Origin of the sequence: Paenibacillus sp. FSL R10-2771, assembly GCF_038000205.1 — a bacterium.
Lineage (GTDB): Bacteria > Bacillota > Bacilli > Paenibacillales > Paenibacillaceae > Paenibacillus_AQ > Paenibacillus_AQ phytohabitans.
Map to the genome: position 1 here is coordinate 2,111,159 of NZ_JBBOBM010000001.1, position 19,365 is coordinate 2,130,523.

Sequence of the window (19,365 nt, forward strand, 5' to 3'; positions counted from 1 at the left end):
TACAGCAGACATAACGGATTCTGAGTCCGCGTGCTCCGCAAATCTGCCTGATTAGCTGAAATAGCGGAATTTCAGTCCTCCTCGCCGGATGAAGGATCACATATGGCCATGCGTATTATTATGTTGGCAGCGTTACATATGATAAACTCATAATCATATATGTTACTTTGACGCCTATGAGGCGTTTTGGTAAGGAGGTCTGATATGGATTATTCGAAGCTCAGCAAAGAGGTTTCATATGCACTGCGTCACGCGCCTTGGGAATATGAACTGGAATTAGATGATGAGGGCTTTGTAGAGATGGAGCAGCTATTAAATGCATTGCACCTTGAGCAACAATGGAATTCAGTAACTGCAGATGATCTGGCTAAGATGATAGAGGGTTCGGCTAAACAGCGGCATGAGATTGTGGAGGGCAGGATAAGGGCGCTATATGGTCACTCTGTGCCTCAAAAGATAATTAAGCAGAATGAAACCCCACCCCCCGTTCTGTACCATGGGACAGCCAGGCAATGGGTGGAGACGATTCTGGCTGATGGGCTTAAACCAATGAAGAGACAGTATGTTCATTTCTCGGTGGATACGGAAACAGCAAAGCTGGTTGGAGGCCGGAAAGATCCCAATCCTGTGATCTTAACAATTGACGCCGGGCGGGCAGCGAACGAAGGGATTAAGTTTTACCACGGCAATCATAATATCTGGTTAGCAGACTACATTCCGCCTGAATTCATTGCAAAGGATGTATTCAGTTCCGAGTAATAATTCATTGATAGTTGTAGAATGTACAATTAAAAATAGCGAAAAGGGATACCTGCATCAAATAACTGTAATCTGTACAACTAAATCTGCCCGAATAGGTGATAAGCAATCTACACAGGCAGTTTAATTGTACGAAATACAACTAAACGAAGAATCGGTTGTAAATCAGACAATTTAGTTGTACAGAGTGCAATTAAGCAAGCATATACCATACTCCCAACTCCCAGGCATATACCGTAATTGGGTCACTGCAAACCATCGGGCAAGCGATTTACTACTCCCAACATCAAAAAGCGCCCCAGGCAGCCTGTTCACGGCTCGCGGGACGCTTTTATCTTTTAACAAGTGTTCATAATATCTCTGCCTAAGGCGCTACAATCACACCTGTGGATATCATATAATTCCCTGGTGCCAAATAGTTCGCGGCATCCTCCCCGGATAAGGTGTAGACTACGGTGATGATTTTGCCGCTGCCCACAGCAGCGTCACTGTAGGCCGCCGTTGCGCTGACCGTTACATCATCCCCCGGAAGGACTCCAATCAGAGTGCCTGGAGTGACTTGCGCTGATAGCGTTCCGTCAAAGAGCTTGGACTCCGTGATGGCTGGCGGGGTAATGTCTAACTGCAAGGCGGTGATAATCCCCGTGCTTATGGTGTAGCTAACAGGCGGGAGATAATTGCCAGCGTCTGGACCTGTTAAAATGTACGAAATAGTTATGATTTTATTCGTACCCACGTTGACATCGCTGTATTCACCAATACCTTCTACTGTGACGATATCACCAGGTTCGATTCCGGTCACAGCACCAGCAACCACTACCGCCGCAGTAGTTCCATCATAGACTCTGGAGCGTGTGATCTGATCCCGGTCAATTTCACCTGTGTTCACGACGTAGTTCGCAGGTGCAATATAATTTCCGGCATCTGATCCGCTGAGTGTATAGACTACAGTTATGGTTTTGTTCGTACCTACTGCAGAGGTATCATAATTGGCAACAGCGATCGCACTGACATCTTCCCCGGGGATTACTCCAATGAGCTGACCAGGGGTCACAGCTGCTGTGGTTGTTCCGTCCTTGAACTTCGCCAATGTCAGTTCCGGGGCACCGAGAGTCAATTGATTCAGCGAGATAATTCCCGTATGGACGGTGTATGGGGCTGGAGCAATATAGCTGGCTGCCTGGGCTCCGCTTATGGTATAGACAACAGTTATAGTCTTGTTAACCCCAAGCGCCGCGCTGCTGTAAGAAGCGGAGGCATTCACTTCTACCACGTCACCGCTCAGCACGCCGAGCAGAGGACTTGCGGTTACCGCTGCGGTGGAGGTACCATCATAGGTTTTGGATTCCGTCAGTGAGACCGGAGCATCCAGGGTCAACTCAATGGCTTTAACCTCAATAAGGCTCGAAGGAACCGAAATATTGCCGGCGCCATCTACAGCATACACGATATAATGATCTGCTGGCAGACCCTGCGTGTTCAGCGGGGAGTAGACAGAGGCGCTTACCGCCAGCTTTGTCCCGTGCGCAGCTTGGACGGAATCTTCCAGACCCGCCGGGGTCACTGCTACAGTGGAAGGAACCAGATACAAATAACCCGCTTCGTTACTTGTCCCGTATACATTCTCTCCTACAGTAACCGCTCCAAGAGTTACACCTGTTAGGATCGGGGCTGTCGTATCTGCCGGATCGGGAGTCGCAGCCGGAGTCGCTGTAGGTTCTGGTGTTGCTGTAGCTTCCGGTTCTGGCGCTGCTGTAGGTGTGGAGACAGGTTCAGGTGTGGCCGTTGGAACAGAAGGAATATCGGGGTTCCGGACAGGTGGAGGTGTAGCAGTCGGTGAAGCGGTTGGACTGGCTGCCGGTGAGGCAGTTGCCGAAGGGGTGACCGTGCCGGTATTATCCGGTGTACTGGCCGGAGCAGCCTCAATGGCCTTGGTCCGTGTTAAGGACACTACTGCTTCCGCGCGTGTAATATCCCTGCCGGGCTTGAAGCTGTTATCTTCGGAATACCCTTTCATGATTCCTGCAGAGGCTACTGCATTAACCGAGCCGAGAGCCCAGGCGGCAATATCCTTGGAATCGCTGAAAAGAGCGCTGGTCCGGGCTGCATCCAGCTTCAATAACCGGTTGATGATCACTGCGGCTTCCTGTCTGCTGATGGTCTTGCCTGTACCGATTGTGCCATCTGAATACCCGTTGATATATCCGGCTTTGACTGCTTTGGCAACCTCAGCGTAGGCCCAGTTGCTTGAAGACAGATCCGTATAAGAGACAGCCGCCGTTTCAGTGAATCCAAACGCTCGATTAATCAGCGCCATGAATTCGGTTCTTTTCAGACTGTTATCCGGCTTGAAGCTGCCGTCGGTGTATCCCTGAATGAACCCTTTTTCAACCCAGTCCGTCACTTCGTTCTGAGCCCAGTGGCCTGTGATGCCTGTTAATGAAGGTACTGCCGCGCCAAAAGCTGTTCCAGCCGAAGAAGAATAAAGTGCGGTAACTATCATTAGTGTGGAGAGAAGAAGCCTGCCGGGTTTAGGGTTCAATGTTATGCCTCCTGAAATTTGTATTGTCTCCGATGAATAGGCGAGTGTTATCGCTTGAATATCCTCCCGGCCTCCAAGATTTGCTAAATGAAATAATAGTATCACACATTGTTAAAAATTAATTAGAATAAAATTAATTTGTATAAATTTAATTTATCGAAATATAAACCTGACACTGGTCAATAAAATATAATCGTGTAGCATAGATAGGCTAACCCGGATCATGAACAATATTTTGTAACCTTTTCCGCGCGGAATGGCACTTATCCTTAGAACAGATGAAAATACAGAAATGAGGTTCGCAGGCGTATGCTGCAGTGGATTGAAGAAGCACAGAAGGGGGACGCCGGAGCTTTCAGGCAGCTGACAGAGCATGTCCGGGGGATGGCTTACGTAGTATCTTACAATATGCTGGGAGATGTTCAGCTGGCGGAAGACGCGGTACAGGAGGCCCTCATCGAGGCGTATATGAACCTTGGGAGTCTGCAGGAGCCGGCGGCGTTTCCGGGCTGGTTCAGAACCATTGTGGTCAGGCAGTGCCACCGGCTGCTGCGGCGCAGGCGCCAAACACTGCTGCCTCTAGAGGCAGCAGAGCATGTCGCCGTGTCTTCTCCGGGTGTTGAGGAAATTGCCGAACGCAGAGAATGGACACAGGTGCTGCATAGCTCGGTGGCAGAATTGTCCGCCAGGCTGCGGTTACCGCTGCAGCTGTTCTACTTCTATGGCTATTCGCTTCAGGAGATTTCCGTTTATTTGGGCATTCCGGCCGGAACGCTGAAGAAAAGGCTGTATGACGGCAGACGCAAGCTGAAGGGGGCTTTTCCTGTGGCAGATCTTGCGGCCGCATTTAATCTGTTACAAGAGGGAGGACAGCGTATGCTGCATATTGTGAACGGTGATTTCGTTGGAGATAAGCTGAAGCAGGGGATTGTCCAAGGGGATGTGCTGGTATGGAGAGAAATCTACACGGCGGGTCCGATATTCATGGATCCGGCGGCACAGGAGAAACGGCAGCTGCGGGCAGAGGTTCTTCAGGCCACACTGGGAATTCCGGCAGAAGAATATATGAAGGGCTGTGAGGAGCAGGAACGCATGCTCAGCGGATTCCACCGTTATGATGAAGTGGTCCTGTGGTTTGAGCATGATCTGTTCGACCAGAGTATGCTGGCCTACCTGCTGCACTGGTTCAGCAACCGGAAGCTGGGCAGCACGAAGCTGAGTCTGCTCTGCATCGGGGGATTTCCCGGAATTGAGCTGTTCCATGGCCTGGGCCAGCTTACGGCAGAACAGCTTCAGACCTTGTCCGGAACCTGGCAGAATATCGGCACGGAGGAGCTGCAGCTTGGGAGCAGGCTATGGCAGGCATATGCATCTCCAGATCCCCGGCAGCTGGCACAGCTCCTGGAGGAGAGTAAGCCCGAGCTGTCCAAATCCGCGTTTTCTTTTGCCTATGACGCCTTCAAGCTTCATCTCTCGCGTCTGCCTTCCGTTTATAACGGTCTTGGTATTGTCGAACAGACAACGCTTGAGGCTGCGGCTGGCGGGGCAGATACGCCTCTGAAGCTGTTCCGTCAAGTTACAGATGCACTGCACCGGCTGGGAATGGGAGATGTGGAATACTGGAAGGTTCTTCGCACGCTGACGGCTGGAGAGCATCCTCTCCTTATTATTGAGGGTACGGCAGAAATTACAGATTACAGAGAAGTACCGGAATTCCTGAAGCGTACAGTTATTCTGTCAGAGCTGGGGGAGCGGGTATTGGCCGGAACAGCGGATAGAGTGAGCATGCAAGGTGTAGATGAATGGTACGGCGGGCTGCATCTGCAGGGACATGAGGTGCCTTGGCGCTGGGACAGCGCTGCTGAATTACCGGTGCAGGTCAGAACGTAACACAGAGCGAATAGTATTGGATGAAGAGGTTTCCCGGCTGAACGGGATAGCCTCTTTTTTCTGCAGGCCGCTGTATCATAACTGCTTACTACCGGTTTTCAGCAGCCGGTCCGTGCGGAAATCCGGTTTTATCAGTATAATTAATATTCTGAGTGTAAGTATCTTAAGAAGAGGAGGAGGGAACGAGTATCAGAACATTAGTGATCAGTGACATTCATGGATGCGTGGAGGAATTCAACCTGCTGCTCCGCAGAGCCAACTATATCCCCTCCGAAGACCAGTTAATTCTGCTCGGCGATTATGTGGACCGGGGGCCGGACAGCAGGGCGGTGGTTGAGCAGGTGAAACGTCTTGCGGAGGAGCACGGTGTTGTCGTACTGCGGGGCAATCATGATCAGATGGCGTGTGATGCGCTGGCGGGTGAGGATGACAAGCGCGATACCCACTGGATTACCAATGGGGGATTTCATACCCTGCTGAGTTATTGCGGAGGCCGCGATTCGGTCCTGCTGCGCCCGGATTCAGGCTGGAAGGAGTATGCGGAGATGAAGGAATATATGCGCCGTGAGTATCAGGAGCATCTGGATTTCCTGGGTACGCTGCCTTTCTATTATGAAACGGACACTCATGTGTTCGTTCACGCAGGAATTGAACCTTCCCTTGCCGACTGGACAAGCCAGCGGGAGTATGATTTCATCTGGATCCGCGAGCCGTTCTACAATCATCCGGTAACCTCTACCGTGAAGACGGTCGTATTCGGCCATACCTCCACGGTAGATTTGCAGGACGGGGCAGGAGTCTGGTTCAGTCCGCACGGAGACAAGATTGGCATCGACGGCGGCTGTGTATATGGAGAGCAGCTGAACTGTCTGGAGATTAATGAAGACGGGTACAAGACCTATTCAGTCCGGCTTGGCGAAAAGGAATAACTGCAGCCCCGATTACCAGCCCAGCTGCTGATCCCGGATCTCCTTGTCCCACAGCTCCTTCAGCTTTACCACATGCTCCGCCGGCATCACCTCGCGGCTTGCGGATATATTCTCGGCCAGCTGTGCGCTGCTGCGTACTCCGGGAATAACGGTGGTGACCTCCGGATGAGCAAGGATGAAGCGCAGGGCAGCCATAGTCATGGTCGTCTCTTCGTCCGTTATGAACCGGATGCGATCCACCAGGGCGGCGCGTTTCGCGATCACCTCCGGCGACCAGCGGCTTCTTACCCCTTCGAAGGTGCTGCTGCTGTCATATTTGCCGGAGAGCCAGCCGGAGTCCAGAGGGACCTTGACGATGATCGCTATGTTTTTCTCATGGGCCAGCTTGAAAGCTTCCGCCGTTTCCTGGTAAAAGATATTGAACATAACCTCCATAACGCCGATATCCGTATGGCGGATGACCTCCAGCATTTCCGGCACGGAATCGACCGAAACCCCGTAAGAGAGAATCTTTCCTTCGGCTTTTAGCTTGTCCAGTTCGTGGTAGTGGCCGTATTTCCCGTCCAGCAGCTCAAAAGGCGGATTATGAATCAGCACGGAATCCACATAATCCGTCTGCAGACGCTGTAAGCTGCCTTCGACGGAGGCACGGATGTGGTCCGCATCAAAGCAGGTGCTGCCATCCGCCCCGTGGCCGAATTTGGTGTTGATCACAGCGCTGGAGCGTCTGCCGGATAAGGCGGTCCCGAGCAGGGTTTCACTGGTACCGTGCCCGTAACCCGGGGCGGTATCGAAGAAATTCATCCCGCGCTCCAGCGCTTCATGCACCAGAGAGACCGCTGCACGATCCTCCATAGCCTCCCAATCCTTCTTATTCCCCAGCTGCCAGGCACCGAAGCCAACCTCCGACACAGTCTTTCCCGTATTGCCGTACCTTCTTGTATTCAAGCGTATCCACTCCCGTAAGGTTATTATGAAAACCTGCTCTTAATTGGTTATAATTGGAACATATACACCGTATTGTAGAACCTTGAAGCCTATTAAGCAATGCAGTAAATCCAGAAATCAGGTTAAGTTTCTACTGCAGTAAGGGGGAAGTAATGTCCAATTCACTTTTAACCAAGAACGCTTTAGCCCGGTCACTCAAAAAACTCATGCTCGCAAGGCCGCTGAACAAGATTACGATCCAGCAGCTTACAGCGGATTGCGGCGTGACCCGGCATACCTTTTATAATCATTTTCAGGATATCTACGAGCTGCTCGGCTGGGTCTACAGGTCAGAGGTAATTGAAGATCTGGAGCCCTACCGCTGCTGTGCCGGCTGGAAGCAGGGATTCCTAAGTGTCCTGCGGTACACCGTGAGCAACAAAACCATCTGTCTGAACACCTTTCATTCACTTGGACGCGAGCATCTGGAGCAGTTTCTGTACGGAGTTATTTATGGCGTCATGATCAGGGTGGTGGAAGAACTGGACGGGCAGGAGCGGGCCCGTGAAGGACAAGAGCAGATTCCGGAACAGGGGAGAAGCCAGGCCAGGGAGGACATTGCCGATTTCTACACACTGGCTATCCTTGAACAAGTGATCCATTGGCTCAAAGCAGGGGCAAATACCGACCCGGCCGAAATGGTGGAGAAGGTAGCCCGGATTATGGAAGGAAGCATCGCCCGGGGCCTGGAACACTATCAGGCTGCCGCCGCCCATCCGGCCCAGTGAAATGACACAATCTGCGGCAGATGTGTAATCCCTGTACAGTTGCGCCAAGCTGTCCATAGAATTCAATGTTCACGGTGGGTATAGTGAAGGCAGTTAGCAGGCACTTATCCCCTGATCATGGAAGGAAGAGGACATATGGGTACATATCAAAGAATTCATCCGCTGGTACAGGAAGGCATCGCTTCACGTAAGGCATATCTGGTAGGAGGGGGGATCGGCTCGTTGTCGGCAGCCGCTTTCCTGATCCGTGACGGCCATATGCCGGGACGGAATATTCATATCCTTGAGCAATCAGCAGTCTATGGCGGCTCGATGGACGGGGCGGGGAATGCGAAGGACGGCTACAGCGCCCGCGGCGGACGCGAGATCGAAGAGCACTTTGAATGCTTCATGGAGCTGTTCGGCTTCATTCCCTCATTAACCAATCCGGACCGGACGGTGCTGGATGAATTCCGTGAGCTGAATCTGGCAGAACCGATCGAATCCCACTGCCGTCTGGTAGAAAAGGAAGGGCAGCCCGCCGATTTCTCAACGCTGGGACTCTCCACTGCGCATGCGCTGCAATTGGGCAAGCTGACCCTGGCGACCGAAGAAAGACTCGGAGCGGTGACGATTGAGCAGTTTTTTGACCCGACTTTCCTGGAGACGAATTTCTGGTATTTCTGGCGCTCGATGTTCGCCTTCGAGAATTGGCATAGTGTAGTTGAAGTGAAGCGTTACATGGAGCGCTTTATGCACCTGATCTCCGGGATGAACCAGCTGAAGGGAATCCTGCATACCGAATATAACCAGTTCGATTCACTGATTCTTCCTCTGATGAAATGGCTGGAAAGCCAGGGGGTCAATTTTGACAAAGGCCATCAGGTAACAGATCTGGAGCTTGATTTCACAGGCGGAGAGAAAACAGTAACCGCTATCCAGCTGCTCGTGAACGGAGAGCCAAAGACCCTCTCAACAGCACGCGGAGATCTGGTTATGGTCACCAATGGCTCGATGACAGAGAACTCGACCCTGGGCGATCTGGACCATCCGGCGGTTCTGAACCGCTCTGTTACGGAGCGCGGCTGCTGGAGCCTCTGGGAGAAGCTTGCCGCGAAATCTCCGGATTTCGGCCACCCGGAAGTATTCTGCGGGGACATCGACAAGTCCAAGTGGCTGTCGTTTACGATGACCTTTACCGATGACGATATTGTATTCCCGTATCTGCTTGAGCTGACCGGGGATGCTCCCGGTATGGGCGGCGTTGTGACCATCAAAGACTCCAGCTGGATGATGTCCTGGACCGCACCGAAGCAGCCGCATTTCATTAACCAGCCTGAGAATGTGAAGGTGCTCTGGGCCTACGGATTATTCCCGGATGCCGAAGGCGACTATATCAAGAAGAAAATGAGTGACTGCAGCGGACGCGAGCTTCTGGAGGAGCTGATGTACCATATCGGTCTGAAGACCCGCATTCCGGAGATTCTGGAGCATACGACCAATGTTATTCCTTGTATGATGCCTTATATCACTTCACAGTTCATGCCGCGTGTCGCAGGAGACCGCCCGCAGGTGGTTCCGCAGGGCAGCACCAATCTGGCCTTCCTCGGCCAGTTTGCCGAAGTTCCGGACGACTGCGTCTTTACCGTGGAATATTCGGTCCGGTCCGCGATGATGGCAGTATACAATCTTTTGGCGCTGGAAAAAGAAGTGATTCCTGTCCATCCGAGTAAATATGATGTCCGGGTGCTGCTGACCGCGCTCAGAACCTGCCTCGGCAACAAGCCGCTGCCGCTGGATAAGACGCTCGGACAGCTGCTGGCCGGAACGGTGATCTCCAAATTACTATAAAAGGTGTAAAAGCATAACATATAGCAGGGGGATGTACCGGAGCCGGGAAGCGGCTGCCCGGGACATCCCCTGTTTGTATAGTGCCAGCTTTCGACATATTCCTCCCGCAGAACATGGTACAGTAAGACTAAAATTTCTGCGGAGGAACCCCTGATGAGAAAAATCTTAAGCCGTATAGGCCTCGGACTGCTGCTGCTGATTATAGCGGCAGTTGTGCTTTGCTTCTACTTCAATCAATTCACTTATGCCTACACACTGCTTGTAGTACTGCTGTTCATATTTGGCGGGATGGGGCAGATGTACAAGCTGAAGAACGATGAGTACATGTATTCGAGGCATAACCAGAAAGATGAGTACGAGGAATACACAAGGTAAGAAGAATTACATAGATAAGCAGAATGGGTTCCGGCCGCTCAAGGCATGCTCAAGCTCCGGCTGACATAGGATGGTATTAAGCAAGCGCTTTAACCATTCAGTCACAGCAGGAGGGGAACCGCGTGAACGAGAGACTGGCAGCCTTAATTCTGCGGATTGACGCTATTGCCACGGATATCATTGTACCGCTGCGCCGCAAAATCATTAATGAAGCTGCCCTGCTTCAGCTATACGAGGCGCTGGATGAAACGTATCTGCTGATCGAGCATGAGAAGCAGATTGACCGCGAGCTCGCAGCTATTCTGTTTCTGATCTATTCACAGCTGGTCAGCCAGTCTAATTATGTGTATGACAAAAGCACCTTCGTGCCACATATCGGCAAGCTGCAGGGATATATCCGCAGACTATTCGGCGGTACGCTTCAGAATGTATAGTGCGAAAGCCCCGGACATTTCCGCCTATTCAGCAGCAATGGAACAAGGCAACCTGACTCTCCAGATACATCCCCTGCGGATGTAATCAGGATACAGGTTGTCTTTTTTCATGCCGGATATCCTCCGCGAAATGGATGATTAGAGACTTTCTATGTACAGGTTTATATTTGTCCATTGCCAAACAGTGACAAATTCATTTACAATATTACAATGATAATGAGAATCAATTTCATGGAAAACGGGTGACAGTCATGAATCAACAGGCAGTGTCCAGGAATGGGCTTGATCAGAGAGCAGAACCGCTCAAACTACGTTCGCGCCCTTGGGCGGCAACGCTGATCCTTATTGGCGGTTTGATTGCGCTGGCGCTGGGCATCGCTGTTTCAGTATCGTTTGGGGCAGCAGATATTAAGCTTTCTGTCGTGTGGACAGCAGTTTTTCACTTCAATCCGGAACTTACAGAGCATCAGATTATCCGCGAGCTCAGGCTTCCGCGGGTTCTCGGCGGCGTGATGGTCGGAGCCAGCTTCGCAGTGGCGGGAGCGATCATGCAGGGAATGACCCGCAATCCGCTTGCGGATTCGGGGCTGATGGGCATTAACTCGGGGGCGGGTTTTGCGCTGGCCGTCTGCTTTGCTTTTTTTCCGAATTTATCGTTTATGTATCTTATTCTATATTCCTTCATCGGGGCCGGAGCGGGAGCAGGTATCGTCTATGGCATCGGTTCACTGGCCAAAGGCGGACTTACCCCCGCCCGGCTGGTACTGGCCGGAGCCGCCTTCAGTGCGCTGCTCTCGGCGCTCAGTGAAGGCGTGGCGCTGTATTTCAAAATCGGACAAGACCTCGCCTTCTGGTATGCAGGCGGCTTGGCCGGAACGAAATGGTTCCAGCTTCAGGTCATGTCTCCCTGGGTGATTGCGGCACTCATCGGGGCGATTATCCTGTCCCGTTCCATTACGATGCTCAGTCTGGGGGAAGATATCGCCAGAGGACTGGGACAGCGAACCGGTCTGGTCAAATTGGCCGGGGCCTTAGTCGTCCTGATTCTGGCTGGCGCTTCGGTGGCTGTAGTAGGAGCGGTAGGGTTTGTCGGGCTGATTATTCCCCATCTGACACGTTATCTTGTAGGTGTGGATTACAGATGGATTATTCCCTGCTCCGCCGTGCTGGGTGCATTGCTCGTGGTAGGGGCGGATCTGACTGCCCGGATGATCAACCCGCCGCATGAAACGCCAGTAGGAGCAATTATAGCGCTGATCGGGGTTCCATTCTTCCTGTATCTGGCCCGCAAAGAAAGAAGGGAGCTGTAAAGATGCAGAGAACCAGAGTGGTTTCCTTCGAAGAAACAAGGCGTAAGCATGGCCTGACTGTACTTAGCGTTCTGGCTGTACTGATTATTATCATGTTCATTATAAGTGTGAATACAGGATACATACGTTTAACTCCGCTAGAGCTGCTGAATACGCTGTTCGGCAAGGGGACGGACAAGCAGGAATTGATTCTGTTCCAATTCCGCTTGCCGCGTATTGTAATTTCCATTCTGATTGGAGCTGCACTGGCAGTTTCCGGAGCGGTGATGCAGGGGGTCTTCCGCAATGATCTGGCCGATCCGGGAATCCTGGGCATTAATGCCGGAGCCGGGCTGATGGTTATGCTGATGGTGTCCTTCTATCCGACGACCTCTGCGGCACCTGTCTATCTGCTGCCGGTAGTTGCGTTTGTCGGGGCGGCATTTACTGCCGCACTGATCTACAGCCTGGCCTATAAGCGGCATCAGGGAATTGCACCGATCCGTCTGCTGCTCACCGGTGTCGCAGTTGCGGCTGGGATGAGTGCAGCGATGATTGTGCTGACGCTTCGCCTAGATCCGGACAAATATCAATTCGTCGCCACGTGGCTTGCGGGCAGCATCTGGGGCACCAGCTGGAAATTTGTATTGTCCCTGCTTCCCTGGATTGTGATTCTCCTGCCCTACGTCATCTATAAGGCAAGGGTCATGAATGTGCTGAATCTGGGCGAGCAGACGGCTACCGGTCTGGGTGCCCATGTCACCAGGGAGCAGTTCCGCCTGTTGGCAGCGGCGGTCGGACTTGCCGCTTCAAGCGTAGCGGTAAGCGGCGGGATTGGCTTCGTCGGACTGGTCGGCCCGCATCTGGCCAGAAGGCTCGTGGGACCGAAGCATCAGCTGATGCTTCCCGCTTCAGCGCTGCTCGGCGCGCTGCTCGTCATCACTGCCGATACGATCGGCCGCCGGATTCTGCAGCCGTCTGAGATACCTACCGGTATCGTTGTTGCCGTTATCGGCGCTCCTTACTTTCTGTATTTGCTGGCCCGGACCAAATCTTAAATACACCTAGAAGCTGGAGGGAAACAAATGAACGAATCCATGGAATTATATGATGTAACGATAATTGGCGGTGGCCCCGCAGGTATGTATACGGCTTTTTATAGCGGAATGAGAGATTTGAAGACGAAGCTGATTGAAGCGAAGGAAGAGCTGGGCGGACGGATGCTGATCTATCCCGAGAAAATGATCTGGGATGTCGGAGGTGTTACACCGACGCTCTGCCGTAAGCTGATAGACCAGCTGGCAGAGCAGGCGCGGACCTTCGATCCCACCATTGTGTTCGGACAGCAGATTGTGCATCAGGCGCGCCAGGAGGACGGGACTTACATCCTGACCTCGGCGACCGGTGAGCAGCACTGGACACGCACCGTTATCCTAACCATCGGTTACGGTATTCTGCAGATGGCGAAGCTGGAGATTGAAGGCGCAGACCGCTATGAAGTGACGAACCTGCATTATACGGTGCAGGAGCTGGAGCCCTTCCGCGGCAAGCGGGTTCTGATCTCGGGCGGTGGCGACTCCGCTGTAGATTGGGCGAATGAACTGGAGGGGATTGCCGCCAGCGTGACCATCGTGCACCGCCGGGAGCGGTTCGGCGGCCATGAGAAGAATATCGTTCGCATGAAGGATTCCTCTGTGAATGTACGTGTACCCTATGCGGTTAACCAGCTGCACAGCAGCAATGGCGAGCAGATTGACCAGGTTACGATCAGCCATATCGAATCCGGTGAGAGTGAGCAGCTTGAAGTGGATGCCGTTATTGTCAACCACGGCCTCAAGAGCGATTTCGGTCCGTTGAAGGATTGGGGACTGGACATGGGGGAATGGTGGGCCAAGGTCAGCGGCAAGCTCGAAACGAATCTGCCGGGTATCTTTGCGGCGGGAGATTTCGTAGATTATGACAGCAAGGTAAGACTGATTGCCGGAACGTTCACGGATGCGGTGCTTGCCCTCAACAGCGCGAAGCTGTACATGGACCCTGAAGCGGATAAGGTGGCTTATGTCTCCTCGCATAACGACCGGTTTAAGGAGAAGAACAAGGCGCTTGGCGTAGTTGATGATCATTAGTCTAAACACATACAGGCTGTTCCTTACACGGAAGATTCCGTGCGGGGAGCAGCCTTTTTTTTTGAGTAAGCTTTGCTCTGGCGCAGCTTAGCCCCGCGTTCCTCACACATTCCATAAGCTGCATAAAAAAAGGATAGCGGGCGAATAGTAAGTGCAGGAGGTGCTGATTATGGATAAGACAACCAAAGAATCCGGCCAAGCCGCACAAACGGTGGACAGCGCTGGCAGGAAACCCCACAATCCGCCTATCTCCCCTGATCTGGAAGAGAATATTACTCAAATCAAAGCCAGGCTGGGGAACAGCCCGGATCTTATCATACGTACTTATGAACTCATCAATCGGACGGCCCGGGTAGCAGCGGTATATATGATTGGTATTACGGACAGAGAAATGGTCGACCATTTCATTTCACATGTGATGTCCTTCGAATCTTTGAATGACGATGTACTACTCGCAGCAACAACAGCCGAAGTGTATTCCTATATTAAAGACAATGCGCTAAGCATCGGCAAAGAGAAGCTGGTTCAAGATATCAATGGACTGCTTGAAGCGCTGCTGTCGGGGGACACGATTATTATGGTTGACGGACTCGGTGAAGCGGTGAGCGGGAGCACCTGCGGCGGTGAGGTCAGACCGGTATCCGAGGCATCGACTCAAGTGGCGATCCGCGGCTCGAAGGAAAGCTTCACGGAGACTATCAGTACCAATATCGCCCTGGTCCGCAAAATCATCAAGAATCCCGATCTCTGGACCGAAACGATGAAGCTTGGCGATGTGACCCACACCGATATCACCATCATGTATATCCATGGGATTGCAGATGAAGAGACGATCAAGGTATTCAAAAAAAAGCTTCAGGAGATCAAGGTGGATTCAATTCTGGAATCAGGCTACATTGAGCAGATTATTGAAGATAACAAGTATTCTCCATTTCCGACACTCTATAATACGGAACGGCCGGATAGTGTGGCGGGAAACCTGCTGGACGGAAGGATTGCCATCTTTGTGGACGGCACACCGTTTGTACTGATTGCCCCGACTACCTTCTTTATGTTCTTTCATACCGTGGAGGATTACTATCAGCGTTATGATATCTCAACACTGATCCGGCTGCTGCGGTTCCTGTGCCTGCTTATCTCTTTATATGGGCCTGCAATCTTCGTGGCGGCGCTTAACTTCCACCAGGAGATGATTCCGACACCGCTGCTGATCAATTTGGCCTCGCAGCGGGAAGGGGTACCTTTTCCTGCTTTCGTGGAAGCCGTCATGATGGAGGTTACCTTTGAGATCATCCGCGAAGCAGGTGTACGTATGCCGTCTCCGATCGGTCAGACGGTTTCTATTATCGGAGGTCTGGTGTTAGGGACTGCAGCGGTTCAGGCGGGAATTGTATCCCCGGCAATGGTTATTGTTGTGTCGCTTACAGGTATCTCCAGCTTCGCCACTCCGGCATTCAATATGGCGCTCTCTATCCGGATGCTGCGGTTTGTAATTATGGTCATTGCCGCTTTTATGGGGCTGTACGGTATCGCCATCTTTACAATTATGCTGATTGCCCACATGTGCAGCCTGCGGTCTCTCGGAGTGCCGTATATGTCGCCTATGGGTCCGTTTGTGCCCGAGAATCAGAAGGACACCTTTCTCCGCTCTCCTCTGACTTTTATGAAGATCCGCAAACGGCTGCTGAATAAGGGCAACAGCTCCACAGCCCCCGGCAAAAAAACTGCGAAGAGGAACTCCTATGAACATTAAAGGCGTTATGCGCGTGATTTCTATGGGAGTCATTGTGCTGATGCTGAGCGGCTGCTGGAACAGCAGAGAATTGAATGACCTGGCTATCGTCAGCGGCATCGGTATAGATCTGGTACCGGAAACCAATGAATTCAAGGTGACATTTCAGCTGGTCAATCCATCCTCAACAGCTACAGGTTTTGGAGCAAGCGCGGGAGAGCCTTCCATTGTGATTGTTTCTGCTACCGACCGTACAATTTTCGGTGCTTTGCGCAAGGCCTCCAAGCGGGCAACGCGGCAGCTTTTTTTTGCCCACACCCAGCTTGTTGTCCTGGGAGAGTCCCTGGCCCGGAGCGGAATTAACGATGTATTTGACATCTTTGAGCGGTCGCATGAGCTCAGACTCAATTCGGCAGTGCTTGTTGCCCGCGACAACGATGCAGCATCTGTTCTGAAGATATTAACTGCAATAGAAAGTCTGCCTTCTTTGGGACTGGTCAAAAAGACGCAGAATACCTCGAGAGTATGGGGAGAGAACCGGACGATCGACGTATTCGATATTATTAACGGCATAACGGGCGAAGGGGATCTGACGATTAATGGAGTGTCTATTCAAGGGAATGCTTCTGAAGGCATGAAGAAATCCAATCTGGAACAAACCGTGTCACATGCAGGGACTGTTATGCATGGACTTGGTGCTTTTAGAGAGGGCAAACTGATCTACTGGATGAAGGATTCGGAAGCACGGGGTACGGAGTGGCTGCTTAACCGGATAGAAGAAACTATAATCAATATTGATTCTGCGGATAAGAAAGAGTCAATTGCCGTCAATATTGTGTATTCAAGAACGAAGGTGAAGATTGATATTCAGGACGGCCTGCCGGTCTTTCATGTAAGTATCAGTGAAGAAGGAATTGTGAATGAAACGGATGGGTTCGTTGACCTCAGCAAGAGGGAAGAAATTGTGAAGCTTGAACAGGAGCTGCAGAAGCAGACCGGTAACGAAGTGAAGCAGGCCTTGCAGATGGCACAGCAGATGGAGAGCGATATTTTTAACTTCGGTAATGAACTGAAGCGCAGCGATCCCCAAGGCTGGGCTTCACTAGATAAGAATTGGGGTCATATCTTCGCTCAAGGGAAGCTGGATCTCCATGTGGAGGCGTACATCCGCAGTACCGGAATGAGCCTGAAGCCGTATCACCCTGCTCCCGAATAATCAGCTTTTTATGCAGAAATAAGGTGAATAGGTTTATGAGAAAAGAAGCGATCGGTCCCAGTCAGCTTTTTGCGATGATTGTGCTGTTTGAGCTTGGAACGGCGCTGGTTGTACCCGTGGGCCTGGAGAGCGGGCATGCGGTCTGGCTCTCCATCCTGATGGCGCTCCCAGGGGGCATTCTGCTTTATCTGGTGTTTACACATCTGTATCAGCAGTTCCCGGATCTGATCATCAGCGGTTATGCCCGTAAGATTCTCGGCCCCTGGATAGGCTGGGTAGTAGGCCTGCTGTTTCTCCCGGTGCTGCTCTATAACGGCTCCAGAAATCTGCGTGAAGCGGGGGATCTGTTAATTTCAGCTTCATACGACAAAACTCCGATTCTTATTATTGATTCCATCATGATTATTGCGGTAATGTACATCCTGAGTAAGGGAATCGAGGTATTCGCCAGAACGGCGGAGATTTTCTTCTGGATCATAATCGTCATGGGATTGATTTGTATTTTTATTGTCATTGCTGCCGGACTGGTGGAGCTTAAGAACCTGTTTCCAATTCATATCAATGATCTCTGGGAGGCTCTGGGCTCTGCCTACCCTAACATTTGGATTTTTCCGTTCGGGGAGGTCGTGTGCTTCACGACTATACTTCCGCACTTTAACAAATCAAGGAAGATTAAGAAAACCGGCATCGTGGCCATCACCTTAAGCGCCTGTCTGCTTAGCTTCACCCATGCCATTGAGATGGGAGTGCTCGGAGAGAACCTCTACAGCCGGACAACCTTTCCGATGTTTACCACCATCACACTCGTGAATGTAGCCAACTTCATCCAGCGTCTGGATGCACTTGTTATGCTTACACTCATTATCGGGGTGTTCTTCAAGATGACTGTTTATTGCTATGCTGCTGTGGCCATAACTGCCGATCTCTTCAAGGTCCGCGATTTCCAAAAACTGGTGATTCCGGCGGCGGTGGTCATGCTGTTCAGCTCTTTCGTCAGTGCAGAGAATTATCCGGTGCATATGAGTGAAGGGAAGGTTTTTCTGGAGAATATCCTGCCGGTATTCTGTGCGTATATTCCTGTTCTGCTGTTTCTTGTTCACCGTATCCGGCGCAGATTCGGCCTATACCGTTAAGTTTCGCTGGAGATTAGCGGCTGCGTTTGAGGGCGCCGGCGACAACCTGGATTAAAGGGAGTGCCAGGAAGATCACCACACAGATCGTTTCCTGCAGTGTGGTTGTGGCAAAGATTACCGAAAGAGAATGCAACGATGCACTCACGCTGATTCCTGATAAGACATCAACCAGTGTGAGCATTAGCAAGGTGATGACGGCTAACAGGACATAAATAGCGAGAATTTTCATGGGCGATGCTCCTTAGGCTCCGCAAGCTGATTTGCCGGTTCCGGCAGGCGGGCTACAGGTATTATCTCCATTTATGGAAGGAGTAATCAGCAAAAAAAGCTGCCGGGAGCCGGTTAAGGCTGCCCAGACAGCTTCAGGAATATTCATTTATTGCCCCGAAGTCAGCCAGTCCGCAAGCTCTTCTGTCTGTGCCAGAACGGCGATCGGATCATAATACCAGGAACGTTCTTCTTTCCATACATAGATGTGTCCGTTCTTGACAGCAGGCAGGCTGCCCCAGATCGGATCTGCCTGGAAGTCTTCTACAGTCTGTGTATTATCGGTCACAACGAGATAATCACCCGCATATTTGCCCAGTGTCTCGGAGGATAATTCTGCCCACTGCTTCTCCATTATTTCAGCAGCCACTTCGGTTGGCGGCTTCCGTCCCAGTGCCTGATAGACCGGCTGTCCGCCCCGTCCGAAGTTGTCCCCATATACCCAGGTGGACTTGTCGGCATGCTCCAGGATGCTGAAGGTGGCATCAGCGGGAATCGCTGCATCCACACGGGCCTTGGCTGCGGCGATACGCTTATCATAATCTGCCAGCCAGTCCGCAGCTTCCTTTTCTTTGCCGAGCAGCTTGCCGAAATAAGTCAGCTCCGCGTGAGCATCCTTCAGATCACCGTACGGCACAATGACGGTAGGGGCAATCTGGCTCAGTGTCTCATAGCTGTCGGCATTGCCGGAGATGATGAGGTCCGGGTTCAGGGCGATAATATTCTCCGGTGACATCTTTCCGTAAGTGCCGGTATCGGTGACTCCGGTAAGTGATTCTTTGAAATACATATTCTCCAGCGTCAGTCCGGGAGCACCCACGGGGATTGTATTCAGAGCAATCAGGCTGCCCAGATACTCTTCGGCAACAATCCGCTGCGGTGCTGTCGGCACTTCAATATCTCCATTTACAGTTGTTACTGTTTTGAAGGCGGGAGCTGCGGTTGCGGCTGGAGTCTCCGGCTGCGGGGACGAAGCAGGAGCTTCTGTAGCATTAGCAGCAGCAGAACCGGTGCTATTATTGGATGTGTTGTTTCCACAAGCTGAGGCAAGAAGCGTCAGTGCCAGCAGCAACGGGAAGATGATCCATTGTTTCCGGGAATTAGAGCTTGAATACGGTTTTTTCAAGA

The 19,365-nt window shown here is 51.8% G+C and carries 17 protein-coding genes; 13 read left to right on the forward strand and 4 right to left on the reverse strand.

From position 1 onward, the window contains the following. Positions 1 to 204: 204 nt before the first annotated feature. The gene (locus NSU14_RS08845; protein ID WP_340944240.1) at positions 205 to 759 is read left to right on the forward strand and encodes an RNA 2'-phosphotransferase; all 555 of its coding nucleotides are present in this window, start codon (positions 205 to 207) and stop codon (positions 757 to 759) included. Between the two features lie 364 nt (positions 760 to 1,123). Here the strand turns inward: NSU14_RS08845 and NSU14_RS08850 are convergent, their stop codons facing one another. After that, positions 1,124 to 3,301: a YDG domain-containing protein gene (locus NSU14_RS08850; protein ID WP_340944242.1), complete on the reverse strand. Its 2,178-nt coding sequence runs from the start codon at positions 3,299 to 3,301 to the stop codon at positions 1,124 to 1,126. A 309-nt stretch (positions 3,302 to 3,610) separates the two neighbouring features. Here NSU14_RS08850 and NSU14_RS08855 point away from each other — a divergent pair, with 309 nt between their 5' ends. Further along, a complete protein-coding gene (locus NSU14_RS08855; protein WP_336103074.1) occupies positions 3,611 to 5,191 on the forward strand; it encodes a sigma-70 family RNA polymerase sigma factor in 1,581 nt (526 codons plus the stop codon). A 200-nt stretch (positions 5,192 to 5,391) separates the two neighbouring features. After that, entirely contained in the window at positions 5,392 to 6,120 is a 729-nt protein-coding gene (locus NSU14_RS08860; protein ID WP_340944245.1) for a metallophosphoesterase family protein, read from the forward strand. Positions 6,121 to 6,132: 12 nt separating this feature from the next. Here NSU14_RS08860 and NSU14_RS08865 read toward each other — a convergent pair whose 3' ends face one another. Then, the gene (locus NSU14_RS08865; RefSeq protein WP_336103076.1) at positions 6,133 to 7,068 is read right to left on the reverse strand and encodes an aldo/keto reductase; all 936 of its coding nucleotides are present in this window, start codon (positions 7,066 to 7,068) and stop codon (positions 6,133 to 6,135) included. A gap of 152 nt (positions 7,069 to 7,220) precedes the next feature. On the opposite strand from NSU14_RS08865, the gene NSU14_RS08870 reads away from it, so the two are divergent. From NSU14_RS08870 to NSU14_RS08915, 10 genes are all read left to right on the forward strand, one after another. Beyond that, complete coding sequence (locus NSU14_RS08870; RefSeq protein ID WP_336103077.1) at positions 7,221 to 7,835, forward strand: TetR/AcrR family transcriptional regulator C-terminal domain-containing protein; 615 nt, start codon at positions 7,221 to 7,223, stop codon at positions 7,833 to 7,835. Positions 7,836 to 7,970: 135 nt separating this feature from the next. Continuing rightward, the gene (locus tag NSU14_RS08875; RefSeq protein WP_336103078.1) at positions 7,971 to 9,665 is read left to right on the forward strand and encodes an oleate hydratase; all 1,695 of its coding nucleotides are present in this window, start codon (positions 7,971 to 7,973) and stop codon (positions 9,663 to 9,665) included. A gap of 153 nt (positions 9,666 to 9,818) precedes the next feature. Next, entirely contained in the window at positions 9,819 to 10,040 is a 222-nt protein-coding gene (locus NSU14_RS08880) for a hypothetical protein (protein WP_039300264.1), read from the forward strand. Positions 10,041 to 10,162: 122 nt separating this feature from the next. After that, positions 10,163 to 10,474: a hypothetical protein gene (locus NSU14_RS08885; RefSeq protein ID WP_039300260.1), complete on the forward strand. Its 312-nt coding sequence runs from the start codon at positions 10,163 to 10,165 to the stop codon at positions 10,472 to 10,474. A 251-nt stretch (positions 10,475 to 10,725) separates the two neighbouring features. Continuing rightward, positions 10,726 to 11,784 carry a FecCD family ABC transporter permease gene (locus NSU14_RS08890; protein WP_076243374.1) on the forward strand — a complete coding sequence of 353 codons (1,059 nt, stop codon included), beginning with the start codon at positions 10,726 to 10,728 and terminating at the stop codon, positions 11,782 to 11,784. A gap of 2 nt (positions 11,785 to 11,786) precedes the next feature. Continuing rightward, positions 11,787 to 12,821: a FecCD family ABC transporter permease gene (locus NSU14_RS08895; protein WP_042138674.1), complete on the forward strand. Its 1,035-nt coding sequence runs from the start codon at positions 11,787 to 11,789 to the stop codon at positions 12,819 to 12,821. Between the two features lie 27 nt (positions 12,822 to 12,848). Then, positions 12,849 to 13,889: an NAD(P)/FAD-dependent oxidoreductase gene (locus NSU14_RS08900; RefSeq protein WP_042138673.1), complete on the forward strand. Its 1,041-nt coding sequence runs from the start codon at positions 12,849 to 12,851 to the stop codon at positions 13,887 to 13,889. Positions 13,890 to 14,058: 169 nt separating this feature from the next. Further along, a complete protein-coding gene (locus tag NSU14_RS08905) occupies positions 14,059 to 15,642 on the forward strand; it encodes a spore germination protein (protein ID WP_081970067.1) in 1,584 nt (527 codons plus the stop codon). Then, positions 15,632 to 16,837 (forward strand): Ger(x)C family spore germination protein, encoded by a 1,206-nt coding sequence (locus NSU14_RS08910; protein ID WP_340944251.1) that lies wholly within the window; start codon positions 15,632 to 15,634, stop codon positions 16,835 to 16,837. The genes NSU14_RS08905 and NSU14_RS08910 overlap by 11 nt, the downstream gene beginning before the upstream one ends. A gap of 35 nt (positions 16,838 to 16,872) precedes the next feature. Then, positions 16,873 to 17,970 carry a GerAB/ArcD/ProY family transporter gene (locus NSU14_RS08915; RefSeq protein ID WP_340944254.1) on the forward strand — a complete coding sequence of 366 codons (1,098 nt, stop codon included), beginning with the start codon at positions 16,873 to 16,875 and terminating at the stop codon, positions 17,968 to 17,970. Between the two features lie 13 nt (positions 17,971 to 17,983). Here the strand turns inward: NSU14_RS08915 and NSU14_RS08920 are convergent, their stop codons facing one another. Continuing rightward, positions 17,984 to 18,199: a hypothetical protein gene (locus NSU14_RS08920; RefSeq protein WP_076243372.1), complete on the reverse strand. Its 216-nt coding sequence runs from the start codon at positions 18,197 to 18,199 to the stop codon at positions 17,984 to 17,986. A gap of 147 nt (positions 18,200 to 18,346) precedes the next feature. Then, entirely contained in the window at positions 18,347 to 19,363 is a 1,017-nt protein-coding gene (locus NSU14_RS08925; protein ID WP_256703803.1) for an ABC transporter substrate-binding protein, read from the reverse strand. Positions 19,364 to 19,365 lie beyond the last annotated feature (2 nt).